The sequence below is a fragment of the Nocardia sp. NPDC051832 genome, from assembly GCF_040681285.1.
In the GTDB taxonomy this organism is placed as follows: domain Bacteria; phylum Actinomycetota; class Actinomycetes; order Mycobacteriales; family Mycobacteriaceae; genus Nocardia.
On the sequence record NZ_JBFAYL010000001.1, the window covers coordinates 932,164 to 946,074 of the forward strand.

The window sequence follows — 13,911 nt, forward strand, 5'->3', positions numbered from 1 at the left end:
CGCGCCACCGAAGCAGCGGTGGCGCGGATCTCGCGTGGTTACTCGCCGCCGTAGACGCGCGGATGCAGGGTGCCGATGTACGGCAGGTCGCGGTAGCGCTCGGCGTAATCGAGGCCGTAGCCGACGACGAATTCGTTGGGGATGTCGAAGCCGACGTTGGCGACCTCGACCGGGGTCTTGAGGGCGTCGGGCTTGCGCAGCAGCGTGACGACCTCGAGCGACGCGGGGTTGCGGGTCTTCAGGTTGCGCATCAGCCAGGACAGGGTGAGACCGGAGTCGATGATGTCCTCGACGATCAGGACGTTGCGGCCGGCGATGTCCTTGTCCAGGTCCTTCATGATGCGGACCACGCCCGAGGAGGAGGTGGAGGAGCCATAGGAGGACACCGCCATGAATTCCAGCTGGGTCGGGATGGATAGCGCCTTGGCCAGATCGGTCATGAAGAAGATCGCGCCCTTGAGCACGCCGACCAGCAACAGGTCGCCCTCGGGGGCGTCGGGCGGATAGCGCTTGGCGATGATCTCCGCCAGCTCCTGGGTCTTCTCGGCGATCTGCTCTTCGGTGATCAGCACCGATGCGATGTCATCCCCGTACACGTAAGTGGTGTTCCTTCCGTGAATGTTCTCAGCCCAGTCACTGCGCGGACATCCATTACCGCCTGCGCATGGTCAGCCTGCCATGTTCGCGCCCAGCAACCAACCTGATGCCCGGCGATCCGCCGCCCACGGCTACCCCGCCCTGTCCGCGCCAGTCCGTGACCAGCGCGTCTACCGCTCGTAAGTGCTTGTCGGTCAGTGCTTTCGCACCGCCCGCCAGCAGCCAGGCGCGGATCGCGCGGCGGCGGAGGGCGGCGGGGGCAGTGGCGAGAATCTCGGTGGACAAGTCGCCGCCCTCGGCCGCGGCCTCCAGCAATTCTTCAGCGAGCAGGTCGAGGACCGCGCCGTCCTCGCGCAGCTGGCCTGCCGTGCGCGCCAGCGCCGCGGCGACGCCGCCGCCGAGCACGTCCTCGAGCAGCGGCAGCGCCTCGGCGCGCAGCCGCACCCTGGTGAAGTCGGGCGAGGAGTTGTGCGGGTCCTCGTGCGGCGTCAGCTCGAGGTCGGCACAGCACCGCCGGGTCACCTCGCGGCGAACACCGAGCAGCGGGCGTCCCCACGGCTCGGCATAGGCGGCCATCCCCTGGATCGAGCGGCCGCCGGACCCCCGCGCCAAACCGAGCAGCACGGTTTCGGCCTGGTCATCGAGGGTGTGACCGAGCAGCACCGGCAGCCCGTCGCGGGCCCCGCCCAGCGCCGCGTAGCGCGCGTGCCGCGCTGCCGCTTCCAGGCCGCCGTCGCCGCCGACCTCGACCTCGAGCACGCGCGCGGACCGGCAGCCCAGGCGCAGCGCCGCCGCGGCGGCCGCGGCGGCGACCCGCGCCGAACCGGGCTGCAACTGATGATCGACGATCAACGCGTCGACCGCGTCCGCCTCGACGACAGCGGCGGCGGTCAGCGCGAGCGAGTCCGCGCCGCCCGACAACGCCACCGCGACCGCGCGCCCCGGCGCGTACGCCGGCAACCAGGCCCGGACCGCCTGCCGAAGCTCCAGCACCGCGGCGGTTTCCGGCAATCCGCGGGTGCGCGCTAGGCGAGAACCCGGGCGATCCACAGGTCCGGATCCTCGATTTCGGCTGGGCGGGGCAGGGTTTCGCCCGCGGTCCAGATGATGTTGAACTGCTCCATGCCGACCCGGTCGACGACGTGGTCGACGAAGGCCTTGCCGCGCACGTACTGCGCGACCTTGGCGTCGACGCCGAGCAGCGCGCGCAGCAGCCGCTGGATCGGATTGGCCGGGCGGGTGCGGCGCTTGTCGAAGGCGGCCCGGATCTGCCCGACCGTCGGAACCACCTCGGGGCCAACGGCATCCATCACGTGATCGGCGTGGCCTTCCAGCAGGGTGCCGAGCATGAGCAGCCGATCCAGCGCCTCGCGCTGGGCGGGGGCCTGGGTGGCACGCAGCAGTCCGACGACGCCCCGCGAGGCCGGATCCTCGGTACCGGTGCGCCGGCGCTCGCGGACCTCCTCCACCAGCCGCGACAGCAGCTCGGTCATCGGCTCGTCACCGACCTGCCCCAGAATCTCGACGTTGTCGCGCATATAGCCGGCCAGCCACGGCGCCGAGGAGAACTGCACCCGGTGCGTCACCTCGTGCAGGCACACCCAGAGCCGGAAGTCGCTGGGCGAAACCCCCAGCGCGCGTTCCACTCCCACGATGTTCGGCGCGACCAGCAGCAATGTGCCGTCGGGGCCGGTGAACGGATCGTATTGCCCGAGAATCGCGGTCGAGAGGAACGCCAGCATGGCGCCGGCCTGCACGCCCGCCGGCTTGCCGCCCAGCAGGCCGCGGTCCTTGTCGTCCTCCGCCAGACCGGTCAGGGCGGCCATCGAATCGGCGGCGGCGGCGATCCAGCCGGGCCGGTCGACGATGCGAGCGGCGGGCACCGGGCGATCGTCGAGCAGCCGGCTCACCTCGCGCACCGGCCCTTCGGCGCGCACCGAGGCCGCCGCGAGTTCGGTGACCACCTGCTCGGCCGCCGACCGCGACGTGCGCGGGCCCGAAGGCACCAGCGCCGCGCCGGTCTTGGCGGCCAGCTTCCAATCGATGGCGCCGGACAATGACGAACGGCGTCTCTTGTCCACCGCCGAACCCGGACCGGACGACCCGATCGTCTGGTCAGCGTTGTCGGCTGAACTTGTCTCGAACATGGTCAACCACCCGTCACGAGCATCCACAGTTACGCAGCGTGCCGGCGATGGCGTCCAAGGCGGGCCTGCTCACCTCGGGCGGCCGATCGTTCGACATCAGTGCGAAGGTCAGCACCCGGCCGTCACGGTCGAGCACATACCCGACCAACGTGCTCGATACCGACAGAGTTCCGGTCTTCGCCCGCACCCAGCCGGCCGCGTGGTGGTTCTGGGCGACGTAGCGCGGGGCCAGCGAACCGGTGGCGCCGGCGATGGGCAGGTCGTCCAGCAGCGCCACCAAAGTCGCGGCGAGCTGGCTGTTTTCGGGCATCGCCTTGGTGCCGGTCGGCTTCACCAGCTGGTCTCCGGTGGGCCGGGCGGCGGTGGCCAGGATCTCGTCGAGCGCGCGCGGGGACACCCGGTCATCGGTGGAGAGCCCACTCGCATCGTGCATGACCGCCCCGTTCATCTGGAAGCCCGCTTTGTTCAGTGTGGCGGTCACCGCGGCCACCGCACCGGCGAACGAGGGTTCCCGTCCGGTGGCCTTGGCGATTTCGCGGGCGACGGTTTCGGCGAGCACATTGTCCGAGTGCACCATCAGCTGGTGCAACCGTTCCTTGAGCGGCGCGGACTTCACCGCGGCCACCTCGGGCGCGCCCGGCGCGGCCGTGCCGAGGCGGACTTTCGCCGGGTCCACGCCGAGCGCGGCGGCCAGCGCCTGCCCGGCGGCCAGCGCCGGAGTCGGCGTCCGGGGCGAGTACTCGACCAGCGGATCCAGGCGGCCGCCGTCGATCATCACCGATTCGATCGGGGCGATGGAGCCGCCGGGAATGTCGCTGTCCTCCCAGCCCTGTGCCATGGTCGGGCCGGCGTAGGCGGAGGTGTCGACGACGATGGTGTCGGCCTTGCGGCCGGACTTGCGGATCTGCTCGACCAGATCGGACAGCCGCGGGCCATCCGGGTAATAGCCCTTGCCGTCGGGCTGCGCGGTCAGCGTCGGATCACCGCCGCCGACCAGCACGAGTTCGTTCGGGGCCGGACCGGTCACCACCTTGGTGGTCACCCGGGAGTCCGCGGGCAGGGCCAGCAGCGCGGCCGCCGACAGCATGATCTTCGCGGTCGAGGACGGGATCATCGCGCGATCCGCGTCCTGACTCCACAGCGTGGTTCCGCTGTCCGCGTCGGTGACGATCCCGGAGAACGCGCCCAGATCCGGATTCGCGACGACCTGCGCGAGCGCGGCCGAGAGTCCGGCGGCCGTCGGCGCGGGCGCGTTCGGCGGTGCGGGCGCGACCTGCGGCGCCGGTTTCACCGGCGCCGGCGGATCGGCGATGGTCAGCCCGCCGTGCCGGAACTCCGGCGTCCACGGCCGCAGCACCGCCAATCCCGCGGTGCCCGCGGCCGCCAGCACGGCCAGCACGAGCAGGATCGGGATCCACGTCCGGCGCCGTCGAGCGGGCACGACCGCGCCAATGTTGTTGTTGCCACCTACCACGTGCCGCCGTCTCCCTGGCTTCGCTGAGCGCACACCCCGTGCACCTGTCCTGCAACCCCACCGCCCACACTATCCTCGTACCGCTAGCGTTCCCCCGAACAACCTGGCGAGTCGGCAGCCGAGCCTGCTCGAGACAATGGCAACAGCGCAGAAGGAGATGGCGTGGAATTCGACGTCACCATCGAGATCCCCAAGGGTTCCCGCAACAAGTACGAGGTCGATCACGAGACCGGGCGCGTCCGTCTCGACCGCTACCTCTACACCTCGATGGTCTACCCCGCCGACTACGGCTTCATCGAGAACACCCTCGGTGAGGACGGCGATCCGCTGGACGCCCTGATCCTGCTGCCCGCCTCGGTGTACCCCGGCGTGATCGTCGAGGCCCGCCCCGTCGCCATGTACAAGATGGAAGACGAGGCCGGCGGCGACGCCAAGGTGCTGTGCGTGCCCGCGGGCGATCACCGCTGGGATCACATCCAGGACCTGGCCGACGTGCCCGCCGACGATCTGGCCGATATCAAGCACTTCTTCGAGCGCTACAAGGACTTGGAGCCGGGCAAGTACGTGAAGGGCTCGGAGTGGGTCGGTCGCGCCGAGGCCGAGGCCGAGGTGGAGGCTTCGTTCAAGCGGCTGCAGGAGAACGGCGGCCACTGATTCCGGCGTTCGCCGGCAGAGCATTGCGAAAAGCGGGAAGTCCGTAGGGACTTCCCGCTTTTCTTGTGCCGGGTGCGGAACGGCCTCGTCCTGCTCGGGGATCGCGGGCGACGCCGATTCCGTCCGGTGCTTCAACAACTACCGGACGGACCGTGAGAATTCCGTGAGTTATCCCGCAGCAGACTCGGCGGCGGTGGCGTCGACCGCGAGGAACGACAGCCAGCTCGGATGCCGCGGGTCGAGCAGGATCGACTGCTCCTTGATCTTCCGTCCCACCGCCGGGGTGAGAAAGTGGCGCGGCCAGCTGGTCCTGGTGACCGCCACCCGCAACCGGTGCCCGGCCCGCAGCACCGCCTCGGTGGCGTTGATGTCGATGTCGAGTTCGTGTGGCACACCGGGTTCCACCGCGCAAACCGAGTCCGCGGTGAGCGGATGCTCGGCCGCGATGAGCTCGCCGTCGATGTACAGGCTGATGTCCTCGTCCAGCGCCCGCCGGCTGGACAGCAGCGCGCCGCGGGTGAGCACCGCCGCCGCGCCACTCGGGGCGACATCGCAGACGGTGACCGCCCAGAACGCGTCGGCGCCGGTGGCGACGACCCGCAGATGCAGGTTCATCGCGCCGGACAGCAGGGTGTCGGCGGTCATCGGGGCGCTGGTGAACACCACGGCCGGCCCCTGCGCGGCGCGGTCGTCGGAGGTCCAGCTATCGCCGAGCAGGGTGGTCACGCCCATCAGCATCAGCGAACCGCTCTGCGAGGGCAGCGGCAGCCGGCGCCTCGGGAGCGCCAAACGCGTTGCCCTGGCATTGATCTCACCGCCCAGCGTCCCGTCGGCGGCGGCATGGCTCGCGGTTCCGGTGGCTTCGGCCGAGAGGTACCAGCGGTGCACGCGCGCGTCCGGATGCGGGAACTGCTGCCGGGAGACCCATGCGCCGGTGCCGAGCTGGCGCACGGTGACCGGCCCGTAGTCCTCGATCCCGTTGTCGATGCCTTTGATCCAGTGGTCGAAGAACGCGCACTGCAACTGGTCCAAGCGCTGCGGGTTGTCCAGTGCGCCGAAACCCGAGCCGGGGTTGATGTGGAAACCGTCGTCGACCACCACCTGCTTCGCGCCGCTGCTCAGGGCCAGCCGCCCGAACAGCCGGGTGGGTGAGCGATCGAAGACGTCGTGCCAGCCACCGTGGATCCAGGTGGCCGCGCTGATGTCCTCGATGCGGGCACGGCGGGATTCGGCATCCGGCTGGATGAAGTGCTCGGGATGCTCGGCGTCCAGCAGGACACCGAACAGCGAGCCCAATCTCGTGACCGGACTGGTGATCCGGTCGTAGAGGTAGCGTGGCGCGGCGCCGGTCCTGATCAGTCCGGGCGCGGACGGCAGCCACTTCAGGCCGTTCACCGCCAGCAGCCAGAACGGCGTGAACACCGACTGCACGCCGCCGGTGAGGGTCAGGTCCTTGTTCGGGTCCTCCGAACCGACCAGCGCGAAAACAGCTTTCAGGCCCGCGGGCCGTTTGCCTGCCGCTTGCAGCGCCGAGATGGCCAGATAGGAAATGCCGGTCATGCCGAGATCGCCGTCGCACCACGGCTGTTCGCGCACCCAGGACAGCACTTCGAGGGCGTCCTGCTGCTCCCGGTCGGACATGATCTGCATCCGGCCGGTGGAGGTGCCGGTGCCGCGGACATCCACGTTGACGTGCACATAGCCGCGCGCGATCAGGGTGCGGCTGGCACGCACCGCGTCCAGGGTGCCGCCGCTGAGCGCGCGCAGCATTTCGCGCCCGCCCGCCCGGCCGCTCGCCGAGGGGGCGACCAGCCGATCCACCAGGGGCGCGGCCACTCCGACCAGATCGATGAGCGGGTTTGCCCTGGTCAGCAAGGTCTTGTTGTAGGGGGTCAGGGTGATGATCGCGGGCAGCGGTTCGGTGACCGGCCGGCCCCGGCGGTGCGCCGGGCGGGTGATATCCGCGGAAAGTATTGTCCCGTCCGACATCCGGATGGCGACGCCGCGATCCACATGGATCCGGCGATAGCGCCGCGGGCCGATCCCGAACCGCGCGTTGGGCGGCAGGCCCGTCCGCTCCCGCGGCTGCGATAACGGAGACACTCCAGAAGGCGCCATTGCCCACTCCTCGCCCGGCCGAGCCCCAGTGCTCGAAAGTACCGTCCCAGACAGGATAACGAGACTGCGCCGAACTGGGAATCTTCGAAACGGTAGTGCTGGCACTACCGTGACCACTCCCGCAGCCGCCAACCTGGATTCGGGTGCGCGCGCCATGGCCGCGACCAGCGCGGATTCCTAAGCTCGAGCTGGACCGGGACGATGTGCGCCCCGGCCCGAACGGGAGAGGGAATCCATGACCGTCGATCGGCGGAGGAAACGCAAGCAGAGCATGGTCGCGGTACTGGCCGCGGTCACCGGTGTGCTCGCCGGAGCCGGCACGGCCGTTGCCGCGCCGGCGGATCCGCTCGCTCGCTTCGCCCAGCAAGAGCTGCACTGGAAGTCGTGCGACGACCCGCGCCTGGACCCGGCGGGCGCGCAATGCGCGGACGTGACGGTGCCGCTGAGTTACGCGGAACCGCAGGGCCGCACCATCACCGTGGCGATCTCCCGCATCCCCGCCACCGACCCGGCCCAGCGCCGCGGGATCATGCTGTCCAACTCCGGCGGCCCGGGCGGCCCCGGGCTCGACTTCATGGTCGAGGTCGGCGCGGCGCTCACGCCGCAGGGCCGGGCCGCCTACGACCTGATCGGGATGGATCCGCGCGGCGTCGGCCGGTCGACGCCGATCAACTGCGGCTGGCCGCGCGGCTTCGGCCTGCAATCGGCCGGTGTCGACGCCGGCGCGTTCGCGGAATCCGTTGCCATGCAATCGGAGCTGGCCGCGCGCTGCGCCACCGCCTACGGGGATACGTTGCGGCACTACACCACTCGCAACACCGCGCGCGACATGGACGTCATCCGCGGCCTGCTCGGCGCGGACCGGATCAGCTACTACGGGACCTCCTACGGCACCTACCTCGGCGCGGTATTCCAGCAGATGTTCCCCGAGCGCAGCGATCGCTTCGTGCTGGACAGCTCGGTCGATCCGCACCGCTACGGCGCGGGCATGCTGCGCGACATGGGCCCGGCCAACGAGGCGGCGCTGGATCTCTGGGCCGACTGGGCGGCCGCGCGCGACGGCGAATTCCATTTGGGCGCGACGCGCGAGCAGGTCCGGGCCACCCTCCTCGGCCTGATCGACCGGGCGGGGCGGGAGCCGATCAAGGTGGGTGCGTACCTGGTCGACGACCACTGGCTGCCGATGGTCCCCTATGTCGGACTCGACGACCCGCGCAAGTACGAGCTGATCGCCAACCAGCTCCGGCAGATCGCCGATGCCGCCGCGGGCCAGGAGGTGCAACCGGGCCCGGAGCTGACCGAGATCCTCGCCATGGTGACAGCCGCGCAGCCGCGGGACAGTTCGGCGCAGATGGCGATCATGTGCGGCGATGTCGGCGTCCCCCGGGACCCGGCCTGGTATTGGGGCAATATCGAGGCGGCACGGGCCAGCCAGCCGGTGTTCGGCACGTTCTCCCACAACATCACGCCGTGCGCCTTCTGGGCCGAACCGGCCGAACCGCCCACCGTCGTGGGCAATTCGGCGCCCGCGCTGATCGTGCAGTCCACCGGCGACACCCGCACCACCTACGGCGCCGCGCAGGCGATGCGGCAGGCGCTCAGCGGTTCCCGGATGGTGACGCTGCAAGACGTCCCGATCCACGCCATCTTCGGCCGCTACCCGAACGCGTGCGTGTACGGCGCGGTCAACAGCTACTTCGACACGGGTGTACTTCCTGAGGCCGACTATTCCTGTCGCGCCGAATAACCCCGGGAACGCCGGAACCCCGCGCGGGGTTCCGGCGTTTCAGGCGTTGAGGTAGGCGAGAACCGCGAGCACGCGCCGGTGCCCGACCTCGTCGGCCGCCAGCCCCAGCTTGGCGAAGATGCTTCGAATGTGTTTCAGCACAGCACCTTCGGTGACCACTAGGCGCTCGGCGATGGTGCCGTTGTTGTGCCCCTCCGCCATCAGGGCCAGCACCTCCCGTTCCCGCGCGGTCAGCGCCGACAACGGATCGTCGGCCTTGCGCCGCACCAGCAGCTGCGAGATCACCTCGGGGTCCATGGCCGTGCCGCCCGCCGCGACCCGGCGCAGCGTATCCAGGAAACGGTCCACCTTGCCGACCCGCTCCTTGAGCAGATAACCGACGCCGCCGGCGCCGTCACCGAGCAACTCGGCGGCATAACTGTCCTCGACATAGGACGAGAGCACCAGCACCGGCAGACCGGGATGAATGCCGCGGGCACGCACCGCCGCCCGCAATCCGTCATCGGTGAAAGTAGGGGGCAACCGGACATCGACCACCACCGCGTCCGGCCGGTCCGCGGTCACCGCGGTCAGGAAGTCGTCGGCATTGTCGACCGCGGCGACCACCTCGATGCCCGCGGTGCTCAGCAACAGGACCAGACCCTCGCGCAGCAGGGCGTCGTCCTCGGCGATCATGACCCGCACGGCAACTCCACCCGCAACACAGTAGGCCCACCCACGGGACTGCTCAGCGTCATCCGGCCGTCCAGCGCTTCGGCCCGGCGGCGGATGCCCGCCAGCCCACCGCCGTCGGTTTCGCGCGCACCACCGGCGCCGTCGTCGGCGACCTCGATGGTCAGCGACTCGGGCGCACCGCCCAGAATGATCGAAATACCCTGGGCAGCACTGTGCTTGGTCGCGTTAGTCAGTGCCTCCGCGATCACGAAATAGGCCGCGGCCTCCACCGCCGCGGGCCGCCGGCCCACCCCGCTCAGGTCCAGCACGCACGGGATCGGGCTGCGCGCCGCGAGCGCGGAGATCGCGCTGCGCAGGCCGCGATCGGACAGCACCGGCGGATAGACGCTGCGCACCACATCCCGCAGTTCGGCCAGCGCGGCGGTCGCGGTGTCCTGCGCTTTACGAACCATGGCGTCGGCCGCGCCCGGATCCCGCGGGCGCAGCTGATCGGCGAGCCCGAGCTGCATGATCACCGCCGCGATCCGGGCCTGGGCGCCGTCGTGCAGATCCCGTTCGATCCGCCGTAATTCGGCGCCGTGCGCGTCCAGCGCGGCGGCCCGGGTAGCGGTCAGCTCGGCGACCCGATCGGCCAGGACCGCCCCTTCGGCGGGGCCGAGCAGGGTTCGCGCGATCTGCGCCTGCGCGCGGGCGAAGACCGGCGTCTGCAAGGTGATCACGGCCAGCGGCAGCGCGATGAGCGCGCTCAGCAGCGCGGTCGGCCAGGACACCACGTCGATGCCGAAGTTGGACGCGGGCTCGCTGTCCGGGAGAAACTGCCAATACCCGAGCAGCAGCACTTGATTGAGCACGGCGAGCGGTAGCGCGAAGGCCACGCAGCCCATCATCAGCCCGGTCAGCGCGTGCAGCAGCAGCCAGCCGATATCGCGCCGGTTGGCGGGATCGGCGAAAACCGTGGTGAGCTGCTGTCGTAGATCGCCGGTCAGCGGCTGGTAGGCCGCCTCGATGGGGACACCGAGTTCTCTTGCGGCCCTGCGCCGTTCGAACGCCAGCAGCGGTCGCAGCATCCGGATGGCCTCGGGAATCGCCGGAATCCCGACCCCGATCAGGCTCAGCCCGGCCACGAAGGCCAGCACCAGGACGGCCACCATCGACACCAAGCCGGTGACGCCGCCGAGCACCAGGTAACCGACCGCGGCAGGCAACTGCCGCAGCCGGTCCCGGAGATAGCGGCGTAGGTCCACGCTTACGTATTACCTGATCCGCGCGCCGGCGGCTGCGCCACTTCCCCACCGGCGAGCAGCAGACCGGCCTGATCCACCACCGCCACTTCGGTCTCCAGCACCGAGGGCGAATCCTCCTTCTTGGAGGCATTGGCGGCTTGGATGCCGCCGGCGGTCCGCAGCGGCACTTCCTTCCAGAACAGCACCAGGATCAAGCCGATCAGCGCGATACCGGTCGCCGCCAGGAACACCGACGACATGGAGTCGGCGAAGCCGACCTGGAACGGCCGGGCCAGGTCCGGGCTCAGCTGCTGGATGATCGAGCTGTCCTTCAGCACGTCCGCGGCAGCGGAGGTGTCGTGCGCGGCAAGCCCTTTCGACAGCGCGACATCGGCCGGATTGCTGCTGGTCAGCCCCGTCGCCACGGCCTGCTGGAAGGCCGGATCCTTGGCCGCGCTCTGCATCTGATCGGTGATGTTCGGCGTCAGCTGCGCGAACAGGATCGACAGGAACACCGCCACACCCAGCGTGCCGCCGATCTGCCGGAAGAAGGTCGCCGACGCGGTGGACACGCCCATGTCCTTGGGCGGCAGCGCGTTCTGCAGCGCCAGGGTCAGCGGCTGCATCAGGTTGCCGAGCCCGAAGCCGGTGCACGCCATGAAGATCATCGCCAGCCACAGCGGGCTGTCGGCGGTGAGGAAGTGCAGCAGGAACAGGCCCAGCGTCAACATCGTCGCACCGAGGATCGGGAAGACGCGGTAGCGCCCGGTCCGTGAGATCAGCTGACCCGACAGCACCGAACCGGTCATCAGGCCCAGCACCATGGGCAGCATTTGCAGACCGGCCAGGGTCGGGCTCGCGCCCTTGACCACCTGCAGGTACTGCGGCAGCAGCGAGATGCCGCCGAACATGGCCGAGCCGACCACGAACGAGATGACCACGCCGAGCGCGAAGGTGCGGTTGCCGAAGATCCGCAGCGGGATCAGCGCGGTGTCCTTCAGCCCCTTCTCCACCACGATGAAGCCGAGGATGCCGGCCACGCCGATCACGTAACAGGCGATGGAAGCCGTGCTGCTCCAACCCCATTCGCGACCCTGCTCGGCCACGATGAGCAGCGGCACCAGGCCGACGGCCAGCACCAGCACGCCCCACCAGTCCACTCGATCGGTGGAATGCGGCTTCTTGGGCAGCTTCAGCACCCGCGACACCACGGCCAGCGCGACCAGGCCCAGCGGCACGTTCACCAGGAACACCCAGCGCCAGCCCGCGACGCCCAGCAGGGTGTCCTGCCCGGCGAACAGGCCGCCGAGCACCGGGCCGATCACGCTGGAGGTGCCGAAGACGGCGAGGAAGTAGCCCTGATAGCGGGCGCGTTCCCGGGGACTGACGATGTCGCCGAGGATGGCCAGCGCCAGCGACATCAGGCCGCCCGCACCCAAGCCCTGGAACGCGCGGAACGCGGCCAGCTGATACATCGACTGCGCCAGCGTGCACAGCAGCGACCCGAGCACGAACAGCACGATCGCGGTCATGAAGAACGGCTTGCGGCCGAACATGTCGGACAACTTGCCGTACAGCGGCGTCGCCAGGGTCGCGGTGATCAGGTACGCGGTGGTGGCCCACGCCTGCATGGAGTAGCCGTGCAGATCGTCGGCGATGGTGCGGATGGCGGTGGAGACGATCGTCTGGTCCAGGGAGGCCAGCAGCATGCCGAGCATCAGCCCGCTCATGATCGTCAGGATCTGTCTGTGGCTGAAGTCGGCCTGCGGTTCCGCGGTCGCTGTGGTGGTCAAGAAACTTGCTCCGTTTCACTCTCGTTCGCGTGTGCGGCGATCGCGGTGGCGACCATGCTGGGCCGGACCCGGTCGAAGTCGTCGACGAACTGCCGCAGCAGTTCCGCGAATTGGTTCCGGTGTTCCGGCGACCAGTCGGCCAGCACCCGGGTGAGGTTGGCGCGGCGGCGCAGCCGGATGTCCTCGGCGACCTCGCGACCCCGGTCGGTGACCACGAGCACCGAGGCCCGGCCGTCGGCCGGATCGGCGGTGCGCCGCAGCAGCTGGCGTTCCACCAGCTGCGCCACCTGACGACTGATCGTCGAGGCGTCGGAGTACAGCGCGTCGGCGAGTGCGCCCGAGCGCATCGGGCCGTCACACAGCAGCCGGAACAGGATCGCGAAGGCCGCCGGATCTACGCCGGCGGTATTGCGGACCTGGACCGCGGTGCGCTCCCGGAGCCGTTGCAGCCTCGTGAGCTGCACCGCGATCGTGTCGACTGCTTGCTCGCCAGCGTCCACCGACTCCCCTTTACTTGTATCAATCAATTAGTTGCTTGATACAAGTAGTACGCATGGCGAAAGGAAAGGGCAAACGATTCCCTGGGCTTTACCGCCCCTTGAACTGCGGATCCCGCTTCTCGAAGACAGCCTGGATCGCCTCGGTCAGGTCCTCCGAAGGCAGGAAGGCCGCGTTCCACGCCGAGACGTAGCGCAGGCCCTCGGCGACCGCGGACTTGTCGCGCTGGTCCAGCACGTCCTTCACGCCCTGCACCACCAGCGGCGGATTCGCGGCGATCTCGCGTGCGGTCGCGTGCGCGGCGTCCAGGGCGGCTTCCTGATCCTCGAACACGTCGTTGATCAGGCCGATCTTCTCGGCGCGCGCGGCATCGATGTCCTTGCCGGTGTAGGCCAGCTCCCGCAGGTGACCCTCGCCGATGATGCCCGGAAGCCGGTGCAGCGAGCCGATATCGGCGACGATGGCGACCTTCGCCTCACGCAGGCTGAACTTGGCCTCGGCGCTGGCGTAGCGGATGTCGACGGCGGCGATCAGGTCCAGGCCGCCGCCGATGCACCAGCCGGAGACCGCGGCGATGATCGGCTTGCCGCAGTCGGCGACCGCGGTCACCGACGCCTGCATACTGCGGATCTCCTTGAGGAAATCGGTGCGCGGCGCGGCGAGCGCCTTTTCGGCGAGCAGCGGGCCGAAGGTGCCGGCCATGGCGGGCAGGTCCAGGCCGTAGGAGAAATGCTGGCCCGACCCGGTGAGCACGATGGCGCGCACCTCGGGGTCGGCATCGAGCTCGGTGAAGATGAGCGGCAGTTCGCGCCAGAAATCCGGGCCCATCGCGTTGCCCTTGCTGGGACCGGTCAGCGTCACCTGCGCGACGTGGTCCTTGGTCTCGACGGTAAAGGCCTTCCAGTCAGTCATTTGTACAGCGTAACGCGCAGCCCCAGTACCGTCCGCGCGGTGTAAAACCTGCGCTAAATCGCTGCCAAACGGC

General features: G+C 69.6%; 12 protein-coding genes. 2 read left to right on the plus strand and 10 right to left on the minus strand.

Going from position 1 to position 13,911, the window contains the following annotated elements; all coding sequences use genetic code 11:
* Positions 1 to 38: 38 nt before the first annotated feature.
* Genes hpt through dacB form a run of 4 tightly spaced genes read right to left on the minus strand, consistent with a single transcriptional unit; the run spans position 39 to position 4,101 of the window.
* Positions 39 to 596, minus strand: a complete 558-nt coding sequence (hpt, locus tag AB0M14_RS04015; protein ID WP_364988530.1) for a hypoxanthine phosphoribosyltransferase — start codon at positions 594 to 596, stop codon at positions 39 to 41.
* Positions 597 to 651: 55 nt separating this feature from the next.
* Positions 652 to 1,647 (minus strand): tRNA lysidine(34) synthetase TilS, encoded by a 996-nt coding sequence (tilS, locus tag AB0M14_RS04020; protein ID WP_364988533.1) that lies wholly within the window; start codon positions 1,645 to 1,647, stop codon positions 652 to 654.
* Entirely contained in the window at positions 1,623 to 2,744 is a 1,122-nt protein-coding gene (locus AB0M14_RS04025) for a zinc-dependent metalloprotease (protein ID WP_364988535.1), read from the minus strand. Before AB0M14_RS04025 ends, tilS begins: the two co-directional genes overlap by 25 nt.
* 13 nt (positions 2,745 to 2,757) lie before the next feature.
* Complete coding sequence (gene dacB / locus AB0M14_RS04030; RefSeq protein WP_364991280.1) at positions 2,758 to 4,101, minus strand: D-alanyl-D-alanine carboxypeptidase/D-alanyl-D-alanine-endopeptidase; 1,344 nt, start codon at positions 4,099 to 4,101, stop codon at positions 2,758 to 2,760.
* Between the two features lie 279 nt (positions 4,102 to 4,380).
* On the opposite strand from dacB, the gene AB0M14_RS04035 reads away from it, so the two are divergent.
* Entirely contained in the window at positions 4,381 to 4,872 is a 492-nt protein-coding gene (locus AB0M14_RS04035; RefSeq protein ID WP_364988538.1) for an inorganic diphosphatase, read from the plus strand.
* A gap of 168 nt (positions 4,873 to 5,040) precedes the next feature.
* On the opposite strand, the gene AB0M14_RS04040 is transcribed toward AB0M14_RS04035, so the two are convergent.
* Complete coding sequence (locus AB0M14_RS04040) at positions 5,041 to 6,990, minus strand: CocE/NonD family hydrolase (protein WP_364988540.1); 1,950 nt, start codon at positions 6,988 to 6,990, stop codon at positions 5,041 to 5,043.
* A 235-nt stretch (positions 6,991 to 7,225) separates the two neighbouring features.
* Here AB0M14_RS04040 and AB0M14_RS04045 point away from each other — a divergent pair, with 235 nt between their 5' ends.
* A complete protein-coding gene (locus tag AB0M14_RS04045) occupies positions 7,226 to 8,737 on the plus strand; it encodes an alpha/beta fold hydrolase (RefSeq protein WP_364988542.1) in 1,512 nt (503 codons plus the stop codon).
* 39 nt (positions 8,738 to 8,776) lie between these two features.
* Here the strand turns inward: AB0M14_RS04045 and AB0M14_RS04050 are convergent, their stop codons facing one another.
* From AB0M14_RS04050 to AB0M14_RS04070, 5 genes are all read right to left on the minus strand, one after another.
* On the minus strand, positions 8,777 to 9,421 hold the full coding sequence (locus AB0M14_RS04050) for a response regulator transcription factor (RefSeq protein WP_364988544.1): 645 nt from the start codon (positions 9,419 to 9,421) through the stop codon (positions 8,777 to 8,779).
* Positions 9,409 to 10,656 carry a sensor domain-containing protein gene (locus AB0M14_RS04055; protein ID WP_364988546.1) on the minus strand — a complete coding sequence of 416 codons (1,248 nt, stop codon included), beginning with the start codon at positions 10,654 to 10,656 and terminating at the stop codon, positions 9,409 to 9,411. The genes AB0M14_RS04050 and AB0M14_RS04055 overlap by 13 nt, the downstream gene beginning before the upstream one ends.
* A gap of 2 nt (positions 10,657 to 10,658) precedes the next feature.
* The gene (locus AB0M14_RS04060; protein WP_364988548.1) at positions 10,659 to 12,428 is read right to left on the minus strand and encodes an MDR family MFS transporter; all 1,770 of its coding nucleotides are present in this window, start codon (positions 12,426 to 12,428) and stop codon (positions 10,659 to 10,661) included.
* Positions 12,425 to 12,928, minus strand: coding sequence for a MarR family transcriptional regulator (locus AB0M14_RS04065; RefSeq protein ID WP_364988551.1), 504 nt, complete (start codon positions 12,926 to 12,928; stop codon positions 12,425 to 12,427). Before AB0M14_RS04065 ends, AB0M14_RS04060 begins: the two co-directional genes overlap by 4 nt.
* 88 nt (positions 12,929 to 13,016) lie before the next feature.
* Positions 13,017 to 13,838: a crotonase/enoyl-CoA hydratase family protein gene (locus AB0M14_RS04070; protein WP_364988553.1), complete on the minus strand. Its 822-nt coding sequence runs from the start codon at positions 13,836 to 13,838 to the stop codon at positions 13,017 to 13,019.
* Between the last annotated feature and the right edge of the window lie 73 nt (positions 13,839 to 13,911).